General features: G+C 69.5%; 14 protein-coding genes. 9 read left to right on the top strand and 5 right to left on the bottom strand.

The window, feature by feature from the left end; translation table 11 throughout:
* Positions 1-72 precede the first annotated feature (72 nt).
* Entirely contained in the window at positions 73-948 is an 876-nt protein-coding gene (locus QF030_RS04645; RefSeq protein ID WP_307161363.1) for an MBL fold metallo-hydrolase, read from the bottom strand.
* A gap of 468 nt (positions 949-1,416) precedes the next feature.
* On the opposite strand from QF030_RS04645, the gene QF030_RS04640 reads away from it, so the two are divergent.
* Positions 1,417-2,115, top strand: a complete 699-nt coding sequence (locus QF030_RS04640; protein ID WP_307161362.1) for a GAF and ANTAR domain-containing protein — start codon at positions 1,417-1,419, stop codon at positions 2,113-2,115.
* Positions 2,116-2,159: 44 nt separating this feature from the next.
* Here the strand turns inward: QF030_RS04640 and QF030_RS04635 are convergent, their stop codons facing one another.
* Positions 2,160-2,891, bottom strand: coding sequence for a maleylpyruvate isomerase family mycothiol-dependent enzyme (locus QF030_RS04635; RefSeq protein WP_307161361.1), 732 nt, complete (start codon positions 2,889-2,891; stop codon positions 2,160-2,162).
* 311 nt (positions 2,892-3,202) lie between these two features.
* Positions 3,203-4,669, bottom strand: coding sequence for a non-reducing end alpha-L-arabinofuranosidase family hydrolase (locus tag QF030_RS04630; RefSeq protein ID WP_307161360.1), 1,467 nt, complete (start codon positions 4,667-4,669; stop codon positions 3,203-3,205).
* A gap of 877 nt (positions 4,670-5,546) precedes the next feature.
* Here QF030_RS04630 and QF030_RS04625 point away from each other — a divergent pair.
* Positions 5,547-6,977 carry an endo-1,4-beta-xylanase gene (locus tag QF030_RS04625; protein ID WP_307161359.1) on the top strand — a complete coding sequence of 477 codons (1,431 nt, stop codon included), beginning with the start codon at positions 5,547-5,549 and terminating at the stop codon, positions 6,975-6,977.
* A gap of 100 nt (positions 6,978-7,077) precedes the next feature.
* Entirely contained in the window at positions 7,078-8,379 is a 1,302-nt protein-coding gene (locus QF030_RS04620) for an RICIN domain-containing protein (RefSeq protein WP_307167465.1), read from the top strand.
* Between the two features lie 94 nt (positions 8,380-8,473).
* Here the strand turns inward: QF030_RS04620 and QF030_RS04615 are convergent, their stop codons facing one another.
* On the bottom strand, positions 8,474-8,704 hold the full coding sequence (locus QF030_RS04615) for a hypothetical protein (RefSeq protein ID WP_307161358.1): 231 nt from the start codon (positions 8,702-8,704) through the stop codon (positions 8,474-8,476).
* Between the two features lie 138 nt (positions 8,705-8,842).
* On the opposite strand from QF030_RS04615, the gene QF030_RS04610 reads away from it, so the two are divergent.
* The 6 genes from QF030_RS04610 to QF030_RS04585 all read left to right on the top strand — a co-directional run bounded on the left by QF030_RS04610 (position 8,843) and on the right by QF030_RS04585 (position 14,752).
* Positions 8,843-9,586: an SOS response-associated peptidase gene (locus QF030_RS04610; RefSeq protein WP_307161357.1), complete on the top strand. Its 744-nt coding sequence runs from the start codon at positions 8,843-8,845 to the stop codon at positions 9,584-9,586.
* A gap of 135 nt (positions 9,587-9,721) precedes the next feature.
* Positions 9,722-10,675 carry a hypothetical protein gene (locus QF030_RS04605; protein WP_307161356.1) on the top strand — a complete coding sequence of 318 codons (954 nt, stop codon included), beginning with the start codon at positions 9,722-9,724 and terminating at the stop codon, positions 10,673-10,675.
* Between the two features lie 381 nt (positions 10,676-11,056).
* The gene (locus QF030_RS04600; RefSeq protein ID WP_307161355.1) at positions 11,057-11,806 is read left to right on the top strand and encodes an SDR family oxidoreductase; all 750 of its coding nucleotides are present in this window, start codon (positions 11,057-11,059) and stop codon (positions 11,804-11,806) included.
* Between the two features lie 494 nt (positions 11,807-12,300).
* Positions 12,301-13,140, top strand: a complete 840-nt coding sequence (locus QF030_RS04595) for a helix-turn-helix transcriptional regulator (RefSeq protein WP_307161354.1) — start codon at positions 12,301-12,303, stop codon at positions 13,138-13,140.
* Between the two features lie 308 nt (positions 13,141-13,448).
* Positions 13,449-13,691 carry an acyl carrier protein gene (locus tag QF030_RS04590; protein ID WP_307161353.1) on the top strand — a complete coding sequence of 81 codons (243 nt, stop codon included), beginning with the start codon at positions 13,449-13,451 and terminating at the stop codon, positions 13,689-13,691.
* A 392-nt stretch (positions 13,692-14,083) separates the two neighbouring features.
* Positions 14,084-14,752: a Type 1 glutamine amidotransferase-like domain-containing protein gene (locus QF030_RS04585; RefSeq protein ID WP_307161352.1), complete on the top strand. Its 669-nt coding sequence runs from the start codon at positions 14,084-14,086 to the stop codon at positions 14,750-14,752.
* A gap of 125 nt (positions 14,753-14,877) precedes the next feature.
* On the opposite strand, the gene QF030_RS04580 is transcribed toward QF030_RS04585, so the two are convergent.
* Positions 14,878-17,946 (bottom strand): FG-GAP-like repeat-containing protein, encoded by a 3,069-nt coding sequence (locus QF030_RS04580; RefSeq protein ID WP_307161351.1) that lies wholly within the window; start codon positions 17,944-17,946, stop codon positions 14,878-14,880.
* Between the last annotated feature and the right edge of the window lie 566 nt (positions 17,947-18,512).

Here is an 18,512-nt window from a genome sequence, read left to right as displayed (position 1 = left end):
GCCCCGACACGGCGGCCGACTCGGCGGCCGGCTCGGTCGTTGAGCAGCGCTCGGTCGTTGAACAGCGGTTGGTCACCTCGTACCGGTCACCTCGGTCGATGACCACTGGCCGGTCACGACGGGCGGTTCTCCGTCGGGGGAGAGGGTCGCCTCCTGTCCGTGACGACAGTGGACGATCCGCTCCGCGAGGCCCAGCCTCTCCGCTTCCGCCAGGAACGCGCTGAGCGGCGACCGCATGACGGTGTAGTCGCCGTAGTGCACCGGCAGGATCAGTCCGGGGGCCAGACGGCGTGCCAGTTCCGCGCCCTGGACTCCGTCCATGGTCACCACGAACCCGCCCGGAAGCACGGTGCCCCCCAGGTGCAGAACGGCGAGGTCCAGATTCGGGAAGCGCCGGGCGATCTCGTCGAGGCCGTCGAAGAGCAGCGTGTCGCCCGACACGTACAGCCGAAGACGGGTGGGCCCCGACACCGGGCCGAACTCCAGAAGGCTGCCCATGACAGGTGGCAGCAGACCTCGCAGGACGCGAGGGCCGGCGTGGCGGCCGGGCAGTGACGTCACGCGCACCTGTGAGTCCGTGCCCTGGACGGTGTACTGCTCCCAGGTGCGCAGTCCCAGGGCCCGATGGAAGCCGTGCAGGCCCTGGAGCCGCCGGGAGGCGTGCGGGGTGGTGATCACCGGCAGGGAGCGCGGAAGATGCCGTCGGGCCCGGCGGTCCCAGTGGTCTCCGTGCAGGTGGGACAGGAGCACGGCGTCGAGGTCCGGCAACTGCTCTACGTCCAGGGCCGGTTCGGTCAGGCGACGGCTCACCAGCCCGTAGCCGAGGTAGGCGCGCTGACCACGGTGGAGGAAGTTGGGGTCGGTGAGGAGGGTCAGCTCGCGGTATCGCATCAGTACGGTCGCGTTGCCGATGAAGTGGATGCGCAGAACGTCGTCGGAGCGGGCCATGCTGTCCTTCCTGTCCGGCGGGCGGCCTCACCCCGGCCCGTCCGCCTGTCGTCGAGTACGCACGAGTCCCTGCCCGGGCCGCACGACTCCGCCTGGGCGCCCCGGGTCCACCGTTCGGAGCCGCCCGGCGACTCCGTGCGCCGGAACGGCCCGGCCCCGGACTCCCGGGTGCGGGGTGGGCCCCTTGCCGTGCTGAGTTCGGCCAGGGACCCCGGGTACCCACCGGAGCGAACCCACCAACGCCTCCACACGCCGCATGCGCGCGAGTGCCACGTCGGCGGCCAGGCGCAGCCGGTCCTGTCCGCCGATCACGGTCTGCCCGCGTTGCAGGACGCGGACAGCGGGTACCGCTCATTGCATGAGTCATGATCCGAGGAATGGCGTGACCGCCGGCTCGTCGAGAACAGGTGTCCGTCCGCCCACTGCGGACCCGTCGTCGCGGCGGGGCCGCCGATGACGGCCGACGCGATGAGGGCCGCACGACAGGTACGGGACGCCCTGACCGGAGTGGCGCCGCAGGACCTGCCCCGCCGCCTGTGCACGGCGGTGTGCCGGGCACTGGGCGCGGACGGTGCGACGCTCTCCCTGCTCACCGACACCCCGGCACGCCAGCTGCTCGGCGCTTCCGACAGCACCGCACTGTTGCTCGAGGAGATCCAGTTCACCGTCCTGGAGGGCCCCTGCATCACAGCGGCGGCCGACGGGGAGCCCGTGACCGTGCAGGACCTGCGGCACGAACCCACGCCGTGGCCGCTGTTCGGGGCGAGCATGCGCGAGCAACTGCCCGAGGTCGAGGCCGTGTACGCCTTCCCCGTGTACTTCGGCGACTACGTACTGGGCTCGATGGACGTCCTCGGCCTCAGCGGCGACACCCTGAACGAGGACACGCTGGCGCAGGGGACGCACGTGGCCGAGGTCGTCGCGACCGCCCTGATGAAGGTGCGGGCCCTGCTGCTCACGGGGGGCGAGAATCCCGCGTGGGAGCCGACGGACATGGTCCGGGCCCACTGGTCCGACACCCGCCGAGCCATCGGTGTGGAGGCTTCGCGGCAGGAGGTGAGCCGCGAGGACGCCCTGGCCCTGCTGCGCGCGCGAGCCTTTCTGACCGGGCGGACACTGGCCGACGTCACCGCCGACGTCCTCGGCCGGCCTCCCGGGGCGAAGTGACCCCTCCCGGCGGCCCAGGCGGGCCAGCGCGGTCGCACTGCCGGTCAGTTCCGCCAGGCGGGGACGGACGGCAGTGGGCCGGGCGGATCGACCGTCAGCACGGTCCCGTCCGTGCGGCCGGTCAGCCAGCCCAGGAGTTCTGCCGCCGGCCCCGTAACCTGTGGCCCGCCTCCGCCACCAACCTGGCGCAGCACCGGGTCTCCGTCGGCGAGCAGCACCATGGCAGGGGCATCGGCACGGTCACGGAGCGCGTCCGCGGTGGTGACGAGTTCCCGCTCCACGAAGTGCGGCGGCCAGTCCGTGGGCCTGTGCCCGGTGGCCAGGTCGGTGTGGTGCACCTCCACCTCGCGCAGCATGCTGCTGACGGTGCCGCGCACTGGGCGCAGACCTGCGCCCAGCCAGCGAACCGGTACGTCCCAGGCGTCTTCCGGGTGACCATCGGCGGCCATCAGGAACCGATGCAGCGCGGTCTCCAGGTCTTCGGCCAGCACGGCGGCCCGGCGCCCGGCACCTTCCTCGATCTCGCGCTCCCGCCGGTCCTCGTCGCTGTATTGCGGAAGGTCCCTGCCGGTGCGGGCCGCGGTGAGCAGTCGTGTGCGTGAGTCAGCGCTGCGGGCGATGTGAGTGAGTACGTGCGCACGGCTCCAGCCGGGTAGCAGTGACGGCGCCCGCACGTCGTCATCTGTCAGGGCGGCCGCGGAGGCGAGCAACCGCTTGACGGACGTACGCAGCACCGGCAGCAGATCCGTGGGTGACTGCGGCTCGTCGTGCGACATACGGTGCCTCCTCGTCGTGTCCGCGCCGCAGCAGCGTCTACCCTTCGCCGGCCGCTCCAACCGTCGTCCCCTGGTGCCTGTGCGGCTCATCGGTGTGCGGATCATCGGCGTCCCCGGCTGGCCGTGATGATCCCCGTGCCGGTCCGCAACCGAGCCCTCGGTCATGAGGCACGGAGGCGATCGTTGCCGCGGTCAGCGACTCGCACTGCTCCCAGGAGTCTGTGTGACGCCTGGCGTGACACGGGTGGGCTCGGCCTTCCGCCGAGCCCACCACGCCGGCCCCCCACCGGAGCCGGAGTCGTGTCACGCCGTCAGCGCTGCAGTGTCAGCAGACCCGGACGGTAGGGCAGGAGGCCGTAGTCGCCACCGGAGTCGGGGCTGCGCCCCTGGTAGAGCAACTGCAGATGGCAGGGATCGACGGTCATGGTCTGATCGGGGCCGGTGCGGATCAGTTCGCCATGGCTGATGTCGTTGGTCCAGGTCGCACCGCTGTTGGCCTTGCCGGCGAAGGGATTGCTCTCGGTCGCGGCCTGAGGTGTCCACGAGCCGTTCAGACTGGTGGCCGTGAACGAGCGGAAGTAGCGGCCTTGCGAACCGATCGCCTCGACGATCATGAGGTAGCGGTTCTGGCCCTGCAGCTTGTAGACCTGCGGGGCTTCGAACAGGTTGTTCGTCGTGTCGCTCATGATCACTGTCGAGGTCGCCCCGAAGCTGCCCGGGAAGTTCCCGATCGGCATACCGGCCCGGTAGATCTTGCCGTTGTCACCGGCGAAGAACAGGTACATGTTCGTCCCGTCACCGATGAGCGTCTGGTCGATGGGTCCTGTTCCTGAGCCGGGGATGCTTCCGGAGAAGAGCACCTGCGGGGACGACCAGCCGTTCGGGTTGGTGGGGTCGCTGGACGTCCGGTAGGAGAAGGCGGTCGAGCCCCACTGGTAGGCGAGCACCCAGATGTTCTTCGGCGCGAAGTAGAAGAGCGTGGGCGCGACGGTGGAAGCCGACATCGTGTTCTGGCCGGCCGAGGCCATCTCCGACCAATCGGTGAACAGGCCGAAGTTCATCGAACCCCAACTGGTCCCCGTGTCGTGCGTCGTCGCATAGACGAGTTGCCTGCCGTTGTAGGGGACGACGGTGAAGTCCTTGAGGGAGACCCACCCCGGCTTGGGCTGCGCCAGCGCGCCCGTCGACGTCCAGCGGTATGCCGACGGAAGATCACACGGGCCGGAGTTGTCGCTGCCGACCTTGACGAGCTGCCACTGCTGGTTGGTGCCGCCCCAGTCGTCGTACTGGACGGTGTTCGCGTTGTCGGCGGTGGAGGCGCCTTGTACCTCGAGGGCTTTGTCGCTGTGGCGCGCGATGAGCCTTACGTAGCCGTCCGAGCTGTCGGCCAGCCGCCACTGCTGGTTGGTGCCGTTCAGGTCGGCCCACTGGACGATCGGGCCGCCGTTCGCGGTGGACCAGTTGTAGACGTCCAGCACCTTGCCCGAGTGGCGGGACTTGATGCGGTAGTAGCCGCCGCCGGAATCGACGAACTGCCACTGCTGCTGGCTCTGATCGTTGCGGGTCCACTGGGTGATGCGGGCACCGTCGTTGGTTGCCATGTTGTAGACGTCCAGGGCCTTGCCGCTGTTGCGGTTGACCAGCACGTACGAGGCGTTGGGGTCCACGGTCGCCGCGCCGGCGGGCTGAGCGCCGAGGAAGGTGGCCGCCAGCAGCAAGGGCGCAAGGACGGCGAGTAAGCGTCTCAGACGGACCAGGGACGGGTGGCGAAACCACATCAGAGGGACTCCTTTTTGGGGACGGGGGTGAGGTGACCCCGATGAACCGCGCAGCGGACATGCCGGGGGATAGGGACCATCTCGAAAGTTTCGAAGAATTCCCGGATGCTTCGACGCCACAAGCTAGGAATCCGGGGCCCCCGGGTCAAGACCTCTCGCCGATCTGTCTACAAACAGCGCCTCGCCTCGGGCGTGACGAGCTGTCACGCCAGACCGGAACCACTCTCAGGTGCGCTGTCGGGTGTGCCGGGGATCCGGAAAGTTTCGGGTGAGGATCCGAAACTTCTTGTGCGGGAAGTATTGACGATGCGTCATCAACACCTCAATCATCCCTGTCTGAGAGATCGGCCACGGTTCGAGATATCGAACCTATGGTGTCGCCCTGGACCAGCTGTGCCACACGGCAGATCCACGCACGACCGCACGGCAGATCAACGCACGACCACACGACGGATCCGCGCACGGAAGCACCTGCGCCACCCCGTTTCGTTTCGTTCCGGTGAGGTTCGTACCAGCGCATCGTGGCTCTTCGCGCACTTGAAGAGGTACGCGACGCGGCGTGGCGGTCCCCCGGCTGAGCCGCGAGGGAGTGCCCCCATGCCTGTATCGAAACACCGTCGCCGCCCGCCGCCCGCCGCCCGCCGCCCGCCGCCCGCCGCCCGCCACGCGTCACCCGTCACCCGACCGTCGATGGCTGACCGAGTAGACCGGGTGCCGTCCACGCTGGTCAGGCCGTCCCGGTCCCATGACCGCGGCGTCCGGTGATTTCGTGCTGCCGGGGTTCCGGGCCGCCCCGTCCGTCTGCCGGGCGGGAGCGGATGACGCATTCCCCCGCGCTTCAGTCCTTCCGTGATTCTTCTACCTTGGAGGCACAGCCATGGGCTCGTATGCCCTTCCCGGACCCGCTGTCCGCCGAAAGATCCGCGGCCTACTGTTGGCGCTGGTGGTCGGCGTTCTCGGTACGGTCGCCGCACTGGTCGCACCGCCGAGCGCACACGCCGCCGAGAACACGATCGGCGCCGCGGCGGCGCAGAGCGGCCGCTACTTCGGCACCGCCATCGCCTTGGGCAGGCTGGGCGACTCGGCGTACACGACGATCGCGGGCCGTGAGTTCAACTCGGTGACGGCCGAGAACGAGATGAAGATCGACGCCACCGAACCGCAGCGGGGCCAGTTCAACTTCACCGCCGGTGACCGCGTCCACAACTGGGCGGTCCAGAACGGCAAGCAGGTGCGCGGCCACACCCTGGCCTGGCACTCCCAGCAGCCCGGCTGGATGCAGAGCCTCAGCGGCAGCACCCTGCGCCAGGCGATGATCGACCACATCAACGGCGTGATGGCCCACTACAAGGGCAAGATCGCCCAGTGGGACGTCGTGAACGAGGCCTTCGCCGACGGCAGTTCGGCTGCCCGGCGCGACTCCAACCTGCAACGCACGGGCAACGACTGGATCGAGGTCGCCTTCCGCACGGCGCGCGCCGCCGACCCGGCCGCCAAGCTCTGCTACAACGACTACAACGTCGAGGACTGGACCTGGGCCAAAACCCAGGCGATGTATGCCATGGTCCGAGACTTCAAGCAGCGCGGCGTGCCGATCGACTGCGTCGGCTTCCAGTCGCACTTCAACAGCGGCAGCCCCTACAACAGCAACTTCCGCACCACCCTGCAGAACTTCGCCGCCCTCGGCGTCGACGTGGCCATCACCGAACTCGACATCCAGGGCGCCCCGGCCACGACCTACGCCAACGTGACCAACGACTGCCTGGCCGTTTCGCGCTGCCTGGGCATCACCGTCTGGGGTGTGCGCGACACCGATTCCTGGCGAGCGGAGCACACGCCGCTGCTGTTCAACGGTGACGGCAGCAAGAAGCCCGCCTACACCGCCGTTCTCAATGCACTCAACGGCGGCTCCCCTACGACCCCTTCGGGTTCCGCGCCGATCAAGGGCGCCGGTTCAGGCCGCTGCCTGGACGTGCCGGGCGCCAGCACCACCGACGGCACGCAGCTGGACCTCTGGGACTGCCACAACGGCACCAACCAGCAGTGGACGTACACCGCCGCCGGCGAGTTCAGGGTCTATGGCAACAAGTGCCTGGACGCCGCCGGCACCGGCAATGGCACCAAAGTCCAGATCTACAGCTGCTGGGGCGGCGACAACCAGAAATGGCGCCTCAACTCAGACGGATCCATCGTCGGCGTCCAGTCCGGCCTCTGCCTCGACGCCGTCGCAGCCGGCACCGCCAACGGCACCCTGATCCAGCTCTACTCCTGCTCGAACGGCAGCAACCAACGCTGGGCGCGCACCTGATGAGGCCTGCCGCAAGCGAAAGGGCGAATCGATGAAGACCTACGGTGCGGCATTCCCCGCCCCTCCGCGACGACATCGCTGGTGGTCCCGGGTCGCCGCCGTGGTGGCGGTGACCCTCGCGATCGGCATGCTCGCCACAGTGAATCCGGCGCCCGCCGAGGCGGCCACGGTGGACACGAATGCCTGGTACGTGCTGGTCAATCGCCAGAGCGGCAAGGCGTTGGACGTCTCTGGCGCGTCCACCGCCGACGGCGCGCGGGTCAGCCAGTGGACGCGCACCGACGGAACCCATCAGCAGTGGCAGTTCAGGGACTCCGGCGACGGCTTCTACCGCCTCAAGGCCCGGCATTCGGACAAGGTTCTCGACGTGGCCGGCGCCTCGACCGCAGACGGTGCCGGTATCCAGCAGTGGGCAGACCACAACGGGGCCAACCAGCAGTTCCGCCTGGCCGACTCCGACACGGGCCACGTCCGGCTGATCAACCGCACCAGCGGCAAGGCGGTGGAGGTGCAGGGCGCCTCCACCGCCGACGGCGGCAGCGTCGTCCAGTACACCGACTGGGGCGGCGCGAACCAGCAATGGCAGATGATCAAGCTGTCGTCCGGTGGCGGCGGCGGATGCGGCAGCACCCCGACTCTGGCGAGCGGTACGCACACGATTCAGAGCGGCGGTAAGAGCCGCACCTTCATCCTCAGGGTTCCCGCGAACTACGACAACAGCCACCCCTACCGGCTGATCTTCGCGTTCCACTGGAGGGGCGGAACCGCCGGCGACGTCGCCTCGGGTGGCACGAGCGGGAATGCCTGGTCGTACTACGGCCAGGCGGAACAGTCGAACAACGGTGCGATCCTCGTCGCCCCCCAGGGGCTCGGCAACGGCTGGGCCAATGCGGGCGGTGAGGACATCACCTTCGTCGACGACATGATCCGGCGGATCGAGGGCGGCCTCTGCGTCAACCCGACACAGCGTTTCGCCACGGGATTCAGCTGGGGCGGCGGTATGAGCTACGCACTCGCATGCAGCCGGGCGAACGTCTTCAGGGCCGTCGCGGTCATGTCCGGCGCTCAGATCAGCGGGTGCAGCGGCGGCACCCAGCCCATCGCCTACTTCGGAATCCACGGCGTCGGCGACTCCGTCCTCGACATCGGGCAAGGACGGTCATTGCGCGACAGATTCGTCGGCAACAACGGCTGCACCGCCCAGAGCCCGCGCGAGCCCGCGCCGGGCAGCCGAACGCACATCACCACCACCTACTCGGGCTGCCGTGGTGGATACCCGGTCCAATGGGCGGCGTTCGACGGAGGCCACATACCCGGCCCGGTCGACGGCTCCTCCGGCGAAAGCGGCGTCGCCACCTGGACCAAAGGTGAGATCTGGAGGTTCTTCGCACAGTTCCGGTGACACCTCCGCGCCGTGGGGTGGAGTCAGGAGCCGGGATGGTCCTGACTCCACTCCGTCGGCGTCCACCCCGGGGTTGAACGACGGAGAGGCCTTGTCAGGAGAGCCCCAAGTCCCAGTCGGCGGGCGGTGACGCGCTGACGGTCTGCACTCGACTCTTCGTCCTGAAGACGATCAGGTGCCGGGTGTCCGTACCGGCGTACGTGACGACCACGCCCGCGCCCCTGGCTACGGCGCTCGGGGTGCTGGTCGACTCCGACAGGGACGTGGCGGCACTCGTCGCGACCGGCACGGAGACCGGAGTTCCCGGCACCTCCTCACCGGCCACGCCATGGGCGGTGCCGTCTAGCCGACGGACTCGAGGGTGATCCTCCCGGCCAGCTGCGCGGTGTGCCGGCCCTGTCGCCGCGCCGGGCGGACCGATGGGTGGGTGACGCCCCCCGACCACGGGTGGCACAGTGGCGGCATGTGCGGCCGATACGTATCCACCCGCAGTCCCCAGGACCTCGCCCCGCTCTTCCATGTCCCCGACCCGCCTCCCGAGGAGACGCTCGCGCCGAGCTGGAACGTCGCCCCCACCGACGACGTGTGGGCCGTCCTGGAGCGAGCGCCCCGCGGCAGCGACGACCGCACGGGAGTCCTGCGGGAGCTGCGGTCGCTGCGTTGGGGACTGGTGCCGTCCTGGGCGAAAGACGTGAAGATCGGATCGAGGATGATCAACGCACGCGTGGAGACCGTGCACGAGAAGCCCGCCTACCGCCGCGCGCTCACCCGCCGCCGCTGCCTGCTGCCCGCCGACGGCTTCTACGAGTGGCAACAGATCAAGGACCCCGACACCGGGAAGACCCGCAAACAGCCGTACTTCATCCACTCCGCGGACGACCGGATACTGGCCCTCGCCGGACTGTACGAATACTGGCGCGACCCGGCCATCGAACACGACGAAGACCCGGACGCCTGGCTGATGACCTGCACCATCATCACCACCGAAGCCACCGACGCAGCCGGCCGCGTCCACCCCCGTATGCCCCTCGCCCTCACGCCCGACCACTACGACGCCTGGCTCGACCCCACCCACCACGACACCGACGACCTGCGCGCCCTGCTCGAGCAGCCCGCGGGCGGCCACCTCGACGCACGCCCCGTCTCGACCATGGTCAACAACGTCCGCAACAACAGCCCCCACCTCGTCGACGAAGTCCCCACCTGATGGGGGACGGGAGTCAAGCCCCAGTGCAAGAGGCCGGCGGCGACTCCTCGCACGGCGGCGAGGGCGGACTTCTACGGACTTCCACGGTATGAGGGCCCGCAGGCGTCTTGTCCGATCAGCGAGGAGCAGCAGACGGTGAATGTCGAGATCGAACCGTTCGTACGTGACACCGCGGCACAGTCAGGGGCCGGTGTCCCCTATGCGCTGAAGGTCGTCGCCGGTCGGCTGGCCGAGGACCCGGACATGGGCGTGCCCTCGGGCCTGCCCGGAGTCCTCACCGTGAGGGTCGACGGCGACATGTTCGAAGACTGCCCAGACCTGTTCGTCGGCTACCTCCGTGAACCGGACCGGATCCGGATCCGCTTCGTGCGACCGATTACTCCCGCCGAACCGTCTGCCGAGGTTCCGGACCGGGAGCGGGAGCAGGCCCGAGACCAGCACCAGCATGTCGATCCTGTCACCGCTGCGGTCACCGTGCGGGAGGTCGCCGATGCCTGGCGGCGCATCACCGGCTGGCTCCGGGTCAACGCCTCCGACTCCTACGCCGGGCTTCGAGCCGGTGCTGGCCCCACTGCTCTCGCCGCCCTGGAAGAGGACCTCGGTATCGCGATACCCATCGAGCTGCGCGTTCTGTGGCTGCTGACCGGGGGCGACGACGGAGGCAACGGCTGGGGATGCCTTCCGGGCAACAGAGCCCTCATGCCCCTGGACGCCGTGACCGCGGTCTACCGGCTGAAGATGGACTCCCAGAGCCACCAGGACACCCGCAACGCCGACCGTCCCGAAGACGAGTGGATCACCGTGTGGAAGGAAACGCGGATTCCCGTTGTCGCCGCGGGCCCCGCGGACAGGACTTCGGGCCTGTACCTGGACACCGCAACCGGCTACCTGGGCCGCTGGTCCCGCTCCGACGAGCAGCCCTGCGAAGAACTCGACACGCTGGTCACCTACTTGGAAGAGGCTGCCGACATGCTCGAAGCCCCGGCCCTGGCCACCCGGGACAAACCCGGCCTGATCGGTGGGGCGCTGGTGTGGCTCAGCGGCATCGACCCCGCCCGGGAAGACCGGTGGCAGCCTCTGACCGGCTGACCACAGACGGGAAAGGGGACAAGGTTGCGGGCCGGCCCCGTTGTCAGCTCCCGCCTGCTGTCGCGGCCGAGGCCCGGCGCGTCCGACCGCGCGTGAAGCCTCGGCCGCCGCGCCGCGGGCTGCGTTCCGCCGTGCCGTGTCCCGCCGGGCCGGCGGATCCGCGATGACCGCCCAGACCCTGATCCCGGCCGCCGGGATCTCCCGCGGGCGGCTCGCGGCGGCCCGGTGTGGAGGCGTCGACCGGGCTTATGGCGTCTTCTACGGCTCAGCCAGGGACCGCCGATCCATGGACAAACCTTCCTCTCCCGCCCCTGCGCGGGCGCCTCTACGGTCGAGGTCGCGGGCGCTCACCGGCCCGCCGCAACCAAGGAGCGAGACCCCATGAAGATGACCGGCAACACGATCCTGATCACCGGCGGTACCTCGGGCATCGGGCTGGGCCTGGCTCTGCGCCTGCACGAGGCCGGCAACAAAGTGATCGTCGCCGGGCGGCGCAAGGAACTCCTCGACGAGATCACGGCCGAGCACCCGGGCATCGACGCGCTCGTCCTCGATGTCGCGGACCCCGACTCGATCGCCCGGGCCCGTGAGACCCTGGCGGCGAGCCACCCGGGGCTGAACGTCCTGGTCAACAACGCCGGCATCATGCTGCGGGAACACCTCCTCGACCCGGCCGGACTCACGGCCGCCGAGGATCACGTCACGGTCAACCTGCTCGGCACGATCCGGATGACGTATGCCTTCCTGTCCCTGCTGGTGGGCAGGGACGACGCGGTCGTCATGAACGTCACCTCGGCCTTGGCGTTCGTACCGTTCCCGAGCACCCCGACCTACAGCGCGACCAAGGCCGCGCTGCACTCCTTCTCCGAGAGCCTGCGCGTCCAACTCGCCGGTGCCGACGCGGGCGTCCAGGTGATCGAGGTGGTCCCGCCGGGCGTGCGCACGACCCTGCTGGGCCAGCAGGACGACGATCACGCCATGCCGTTGGACGACTTCCTCACCGAGGCCCTCGACCTGCTGCGCGAGCAGCCCGACGCGAAGGAGCTCGTCGTCGAGCGAGCCAGGTTCATCCGCGACGCGGAGGTCAACGGCTCCTACGACAACGTCCTCGCCATGATCAGTGGCAGCTGACCGACCAGTGACGACGGCACGCGGGCGGACCCTGTTGGGCCACCTCACGGACGAACGCGAGCTGGGCCCGCCTCGGGTGGCCGGCACCGAAGACGCGGAACGGTAAGGAAGCGCCTTCCGCTTCCCCCCGGTCGTCGCACTGGAGGCGACCGGCTCCGGCCTGAGTGCCGACGGGCACGCGAGCGCCCGGCGAACATCGTCGTGTCGGCGGGCCGGGCGACGAGGCGAGGGGCGGGCCGTCCCATGCGCTGGGCGTCCTCGACGGGACCGCCGCCACGGGCCGCCTTCCATGCCCACAGCCTGCGCTGCACCTCCGACAGCCGGCGACTTTCCCCGCGGCCACGCAGGGCAGGTGACCATCGGGGCGGCTCCCTGCGAGCGCCCCCGGCGTCGGCCGTCGCCCGTCAGGCGGTTTCGCTCGGGTGGGAGAGGACTGCTCATCCATGGATCGGTGGTCTCTGGATAGTCGGACGCGATGCGGCGAGGATGAAGGCATGGACAAGAAGGAACTGGCGGAATTCCTGCGCCGTCGGCGCGAGGAGCTGCGCCCCCGCGACGTCGGGCTGGTCGAGGGGCCGCGCAGGCGTACGCGGGGGCTGCGCCGTGAGGAGGTCGCCCAGCTCGCCGGCATGTCCACCGACTACTACGCCCGGCTGGAACAGCAGCGTGCTCCGCAGCCCTCCCTCCAGATCACCACGGCTCTCGCCCGGGCGCTGCGGCTGTCCCTGGACGAACGCGACCATCTCTTCGTCCTCCTCGGCCACAACGCCCCGGCCCGTTTCCAGCGCTCCGAACATGTCAGCCCGACGCTGATGCGGGTCCTGGACCGCCTGGACGACTCTCCGGCCCTGGTGCAGACCGATCTGTTCGACACTCTCGCGATGAACCCCTTGGCCGTGGCGCTGCTCGGCGACCAGACCCGCCACACCGGTCTGGCCCGCAGCGGTTACTACCGCTGGTTCATGGATCCGGCCGAACGTCTGATGGTTCCCGAGGAGACCCACGAACGCCACGGCCGTGCCCAGGCAGCCCGCCTGCGGGCCGCGCTGACAGCCGGCAGCGACACCCCCCGAGCCGCCCAGATCGTTGCCGAACTTCAGGAACACAGCATCGAGTTCGTCCGCATGTGGGAACTTCAGGAGGTCGCCCAGCGCTACGACGACTGCAAGATCATCCTCCATCCCGCACTCGGCCGCATCGACGTCGACGCCCAGATCCTGTTCACGGAGAACCGCGCCCAGACCCTGGTGGTGCTGACCACCCGCCCCGGCACGGAGAGCCACAGCAAACTCGAACTGCTCTCCGTCATAGGGGACCAGCAGCTCACCCCCTGAATGCCGGCCGGCATGACCGACGTCCGTGGCGTTCCCGGATCAGGGCGGCCGAGCGGTCGAGATCGGTGAGGCTGGCGGAGTCAGCCCGGACCGTGAACAGACGCGCACCCTGGCCGGACGCCTTGGCCAGCTGTTTCACCGCCTGGCCCACGCCGGCCCCCGAGGCGGCCCGGTCCGCGAGATTCCGGCCCCGAGCGCCGCTTCTTGCTGCGCCGCTGTCCTGTGGTCCGTGTACGACGAGATGTGGTTTCAAGGTGCCGGGGCGGTGTTACTCGGTCGTCGTTCCGCTTTTCGTACAAGGAGGACTCATGGCGACAGGTGAAACGGGATTCAGTGACGTCGTGTACGACCTCATATCCGTGCAGTACCACTCGTTGAAGGCTGGGCACGATTACGGTCAGTACGTGCGCGACGCGGAGAACGCCGGGAAGAAGGAGATAGCTGATTTCTTCCGATCCGTCATGGAACAGGACTCGGAACGTGCCGCCCGGTGCCATCAGTTCCTGGCCGACCTGTCAGGCACCGAGGAAGCGGGCCCGGCTGTCAGCTGAGGGCTGAGGAACGAAAAAGCGCGGGGCCTGCACACCTGGGCAGGAGCCACGGTCGTTCCTACACCCCGTGAGCCTGGGACTGGCCGAGTAAACCAGGTTCCGGGGTTGCCAGGGGGCCCGAGCGGTACGGGCCGTGGAAGACGGAGCACGGGCACGTCCGTACCGGGCGGCGGTGGTGGCTCGGGGTCTGCGACATGATCAGAAGTACGCCACCGCGCCCGGTGCACGACGAAGGGCCTTTGAGTTCAGCGTGCGTGGCCAGGCCGAGCCGAGTTCAGCGGTCGCTGGCGGGCTTGCTGTGAGTCTGCCTGTTTCTGATACGGCCATGCCATGACGGTAGGTGCGCCCTAAGTTCGTTGCGCGTGCATGGTCAGCCGTGCTTGGCTCGCCCGATGAACTTTCTGTTGACGGCGAGTGGCCTGCGCAACGAGACACTGCGGGACGCGCTGCGGGACATGCTGGGGAAACCGTTCGGATCGGCGAACATCGTGTTCGTTCCCACCGCATCGGTCGCCGAGCCCGGGGACCATGGGTGGTTCGTCGCGGACATGAACCGGCTCCACGGCCTCGGCTGGCGGGAGTTCGACGTCCTGGAGCTGAACGGCCTGCCCCGGCAGACGGTGCTCGACCGGCTGCTCCACGCCGACGTCATCTATGTCGAGGGCGGCAGCCACTACCACCTCGCGCGCAGCATCACCGGCAACGGCCTGGCGGACGGCTTCCTGGAGGCGCTGGAGAACCGGGTCTATGTGGGGGTCAGCGCCGGATCGATGATCTTCAGCCGTCATCTCACCGGACACTCCGCCGACGTCATCGGGGACACCGCTGACCTCCACGCGCTCGGTGCGACGGCCGTGGAGCCGCCGTTCGGCCTCTTCGACTGGTATCTCAAGCCTCACCTGTACTCGCCGGACTTCCCCGAGCGGGACGACGCCTGGGCCGATCGCATCGCTGCACGGGCGGACTTCCCGATCTACTTCATCGACGACGAGACGGCCGTGCGCGTCAGGGACGGCAAGGTGGACGTCGTTTCTGAAGGCCGGTGGCGGTTCCATCCGTGACTGCGGGACTGACCGGCAGGTGAATCATGCCGGCGCGTCCCCCGCCGGCGCGCACGAAGGCTCCGGACGACGCGGCGGTAGGACAGGCCTCCGCGTCGTCCGGAGCTTCGGTGCGCTGAGGTGCGTCACAGGATGCTCTTGAACGCACCCCAGCCTGTGGCGATCTTCACGCGGACGCCGAAGGATCCCTTTCCGTTGCCGGTGTAGCGCCAGACGTTGCCCGAGGTGTCACGGGCGATGACGTCGGCCTTGCCGTCGCCGGTGACGTCGCCGACGCCGGCCACGGCGTTGTACGACGCACCCCAGCCGATCGCCACCTTCACCGGTGCGGTGAAGCCGCCGGTGCCGTTGCCGGCGTAGCGCCACAGGGTGTTGCGCTTGTCCTGGACGAGGAGGTCGCCGCGGCCGTCGCCGGTGAAGTCGCCGACGCCCACGATCTTCTTGTAGGCCGACCAGTTCGCCGCGATGCGGACGCGCGCCGACAGCTTCCCCGCGCTCGTGCCCTTGTAGAGGAACACCTCGCCGGTCGACGACTTGCGGGCGATCAGGTCCGCCAGACCGTCGCCTGTGATGTCGCCGGGCGAGGTGAGCACGTTGTACTGGTTCCAGCCGGTGCCGAGAGAGATGTGCGGGGTGCTCGGGGTGAGGGCCTGGCCGCGCGCGGTCCGGTACACGCGCAGCTCGCCGGTGGCGAACCGCACGAGGATGTCGCCGCGGCGGTCGCCGTTCAGGTCGCCGAAGGGGACGAGGGTCACCGTGGAGGGCCAACCCGTGGCGGATATGGCCGCGTTGAGGCCGCCCGCCCCGTTGCCGGGCCGGTAGGAGATCACCCCGGAGGTGGAGAGCGTCAGGACGTCGCCGATGCCGTCGGGCGCGCGGGAGCCGCTGCTGGTGTAGTCGTGGAGCACCGTGGCGCCGGTGGACAGGGTCACCGTGCGGGACACGGTCAGCGGCACGCCGGAGCCGTCGGCGGGCGGGGCGGTGAGCTTGAAGGTGTACGTGCCGTTGGGCACGAGCGCGCCCTCTGTGTCGCGTAGGTTCCATCGCGCGGTGAGCGTGCCGTCCACCTCGCCCCCGGTGAACGTACGGACCACTCGGCCCGTTGCCTTGCTGGTGAGGGTGGCCGTCCAGGAGGCGGCGGGCTTGGAAAGCAGTCCGCGCCACTGCCACCAAGGGGCGGTGGCGGCGCTGCTCTCGGCTGCGTTGTCGGTCGCGTCGGACTCGATGGCGCCGAGCGGCTGGGTGGCGGCCCCGCTGGGCACCAGGTGGATGCGGTTGGCTGCGTCGACGTAGGCGGCGGGCCCGCCGAACTTGTCCACCGTCCAGGTCACCCCGCGCAGGTCGGCGCCGCCCGCCGCGAGGTCGCCGATCTTCCGGGTGGCGGCCGTGCCGTCGGCGAAGGCGGTGAGCAGGAGCGCCCCGGCCGAGGTGTCATGGCGTACGAGATAGCCGTCGCCGAGCAGCGCCTCGCCGGACGGGACGGGGATGTTCTTCTTGGCCGTGCGGTCGAAGACGCCTGCGGTTGCGGTGGTGCCGCACGACCAGTAGATCCAGCGGCCCACGGCCTGGAGCTCCTGGGGGATGCAGGGGGCGCCGGTGCTGACGGTGGAGATCGCCTTGCCCGTCTTGAGGTCCTTGCCGGTGACAGTGCCCGCGGTGGCGCCCGGCGTCCACAGCTCGGTCCCCCAGACCGAGGCGGCGGTGACGGAACGGGTGACGATGGGCCGAAGGTCGGTGTAGACGCCGAGGTCGCCCACGTACTGCCGGGCCGGCGAGGAGCCGTTGACGACCGCGTAGCGGCCGGTGATGTCCAGGACGCTGCCAGCGACCGAGGGAAGGTAGAAGGCGCCCGCCGTGTCGGAGCGGTCGATGGAGGCCACGGACGAACCGACGTCGGGGTTGACGTCGGCGACGAATTCCACGGCGCGGCCGTCGCCGGTGGCGTACGGACCGGCCTGCTCGTGCTTCCAGGTCCGCCAGGTCGGCGTGCCCGGTGTTCCGTCGGCGGAGATCGGGCGGGTGTAGAAGGCGTTCAGGAAGCTGCTGTCTCTCTCGTCGGTGGCCAGGGTGCCGTTTTGCAGAGAGAGGCGGTCGATTCTGGCGGCGACCGGCGGCACGGGGGTCACTTCCGTCAGGGCCGGCGACCCCGCGCCGGTGTCGGTGACCTTGTGCACCGACCAGTGCCCGGAGTCGGCGCCGCCCACGGCCAGCAAGCCGCCGTCCGGGGTCGGTGTGAGCGATGTGCTCGCGTGCCGCAGGAGGGTGACCGCGTCGCCGCCCGCCAGGGGAACGGCGCTCAGCGGCTCACCGGACTTGTCGACGAGGTTTCCGGGCAGCGACGGCACCGAACGGGCCACCACCAGCCAGCGGCCGGCGATGCCCAGCTGTGGAGTGCCTTCGGTGCCGGGCAACGCGACCGTGGTATCCGGGGCGGACAGGTCGGCCCGGTCCAGGACGTGCGCCGTGGCGCCGTACGCGTACCAGACCAGGCGGTCGGCGCTCAGGGCGACCGTGGTCGGCGTGGCGGCGACCGTCACGTCGGCGGTGACCTTCGCCGCTGCCAGGTCGACCAGCGCCAGGTGGCGCGTGCCGTCGAGGGCGTAGCTGATGACGGCGGTGGCGTCGTCGCCGCCCAGGACGGTGAAGTTGGCGGTGATGCCGGTCGGCCAGCCGTCGACGAGGCTGCCGTCGGCCCGTGCGTCGCCGCCGAACAGCCACAGCACACGGTTTCCGTCGGCGTCCCGTGCCTGGGTCAGTACATGGGCGCCGTAGGTGGCCCAGTAACTGCCGTGGGTGATCGCGACGTCCGTGGTGGTGCCGGTGGCCATGTCCCGCAGGACGACCTTCGCGGTGCGCGAGACGACCTCGGTCACGATGTCGGACGACGATCCGAGGTAACCGGGGATCGCGGCCTGTGACAGGGTGCCCAGCTCGGTCGTCGTGCCGGTGCCGTACGCCGTCCACAGCAGGCCGGAACGGCCTTCCTGGGCATGCAGATAGCCGCTCGGTCCGGCGGATTGGATCACATCCCGACGTGGCAGGTAGCGGTCCGACTGGAAGACCTTCTCGCCCGAGAGAGGAGTGTCGGTGCTCCCGTCCGCGGCCGCCGAGGCGGCGACCGGGAGCGGACCGGTGATCGCGGTGAGCACCGCGAGCGCGGCGACGACGAGACGGGCGGAAGTACGGCGGGCCACACGGCCTCCAGGGCGAGGAGAGGACATCGACATCACTGTGCCGGGTCGGCCGCGTACGGCTCCCGGACAACGGGGGTGTGCCGGGTCCGGACGGTCGGCGACGGGCGGGACATGGGAAGCGGCGCCGATCCGCGCGCGGATGACGTGACCACGGAACAGCCCCTTCGCACGGCGGACAGGCAGATACGAGATCTGCGACCACCCGTGCCCACAGCAGTCCACGGCCGGTCGACTTCCATGACGTCGGCGGCAGACACGCGGTGGTGATGTTCGCTCCCCGGCACAGAACGTACACAGCGAAGGCCACAAACGCACACCAGGTTTACCTGACATTGGCAAAAGGTCCTGAGACCCGGTCAATTGTGATGACCGGCCTCCCTTCGCCTGGCGCGCCATCGCCCCCGCCGCGCGGGTCTGACCGTCGTGGCACTCGTCCTGGCGGTGAATGCATCTCCCGCACGCTGCACGGCGATTGAGCGGGCCGGCCCCGACCGCGACCGATCCGCTCACCCGCACGGCCCGCCGAGCCCTCAAAGGTCCGTCGGGACCGCATCGTGCACGGCAGG

It is taken from the genome of Streptomyces rishiriensis, assembly GCF_030815485.1.
Classification (GTDB): Bacteria; Actinomycetota; Actinomycetes; order Streptomycetales; family Streptomycetaceae; genus Streptomyces; species Streptomyces rishiriensis_A.
This window is presented reverse-complemented; position numbering and strand designations above follow the sequence as displayed.

Excerpts from the sequence above, each read along its gene's own strand:
- QF030_RS04585 (WP_307161352.1), top strand. The coding sequence starts at position 14,084 with ATGAACTTTCTGTTGACGGCGAGTGGCCTGCGCAACGAGACACTGCGG.
- QF030_RS04595 (WP_307161354.1), top strand. The coding sequence starts at position 12,301 with ATGGACAAGAAGGAACTGGCGGAATTCCTGCGCCGTCGGCGCGAGGAG.
- QF030_RS04625 (WP_307161359.1), top strand. The coding sequence starts at position 5,547 with ATGGGCTCGTATGCCCTTCCCGGACCCGCTGTCCGCCGAAAGATCCGC.
- QF030_RS04630 (WP_307161360.1), bottom strand. The coding sequence starts at position 4,669 with ATGTGGTTTCGCCACCCGTCCCTGGTCCGTCTGAGACGCTTACTCGCC.
- QF030_RS04635 (WP_307161361.1), bottom strand. The coding sequence starts at position 2,891 with ATGTCGCACGACGAGCCGCAGTCACCCACGGATCTGCTGCCGGTGCTG.
- QF030_RS04645 (WP_307161363.1), bottom strand. The coding sequence starts at position 948 with ATGGCCCGCTCCGACGACGTTCTGCGCATCCACTTCATCGGCAACGCG.
- QF030_RS04640 (WP_307161362.1), top strand. The coding sequence starts at position 1,417 with ATGAGGGCCGCACGACAGGTACGGGACGCCCTGACCGGAGTGGCGCCG.
- QF030_RS04590 (WP_307161353.1), top strand. The coding sequence starts at position 13,449 with ATGGCGACAGGTGAAACGGGATTCAGTGACGTCGTGTACGACCTCATA.
- QF030_RS04600 (WP_307161355.1), top strand. The coding sequence starts at position 11,057 with ATGAAGATGACCGGCAACACGATCCTGATCACCGGCGGTACCTCGGGC.
- QF030_RS04610 (WP_307161357.1), top strand. The coding sequence starts at position 8,843 with ATGTGCGGCCGATACGTATCCACCCGCAGTCCCCAGGACCTCGCCCCG.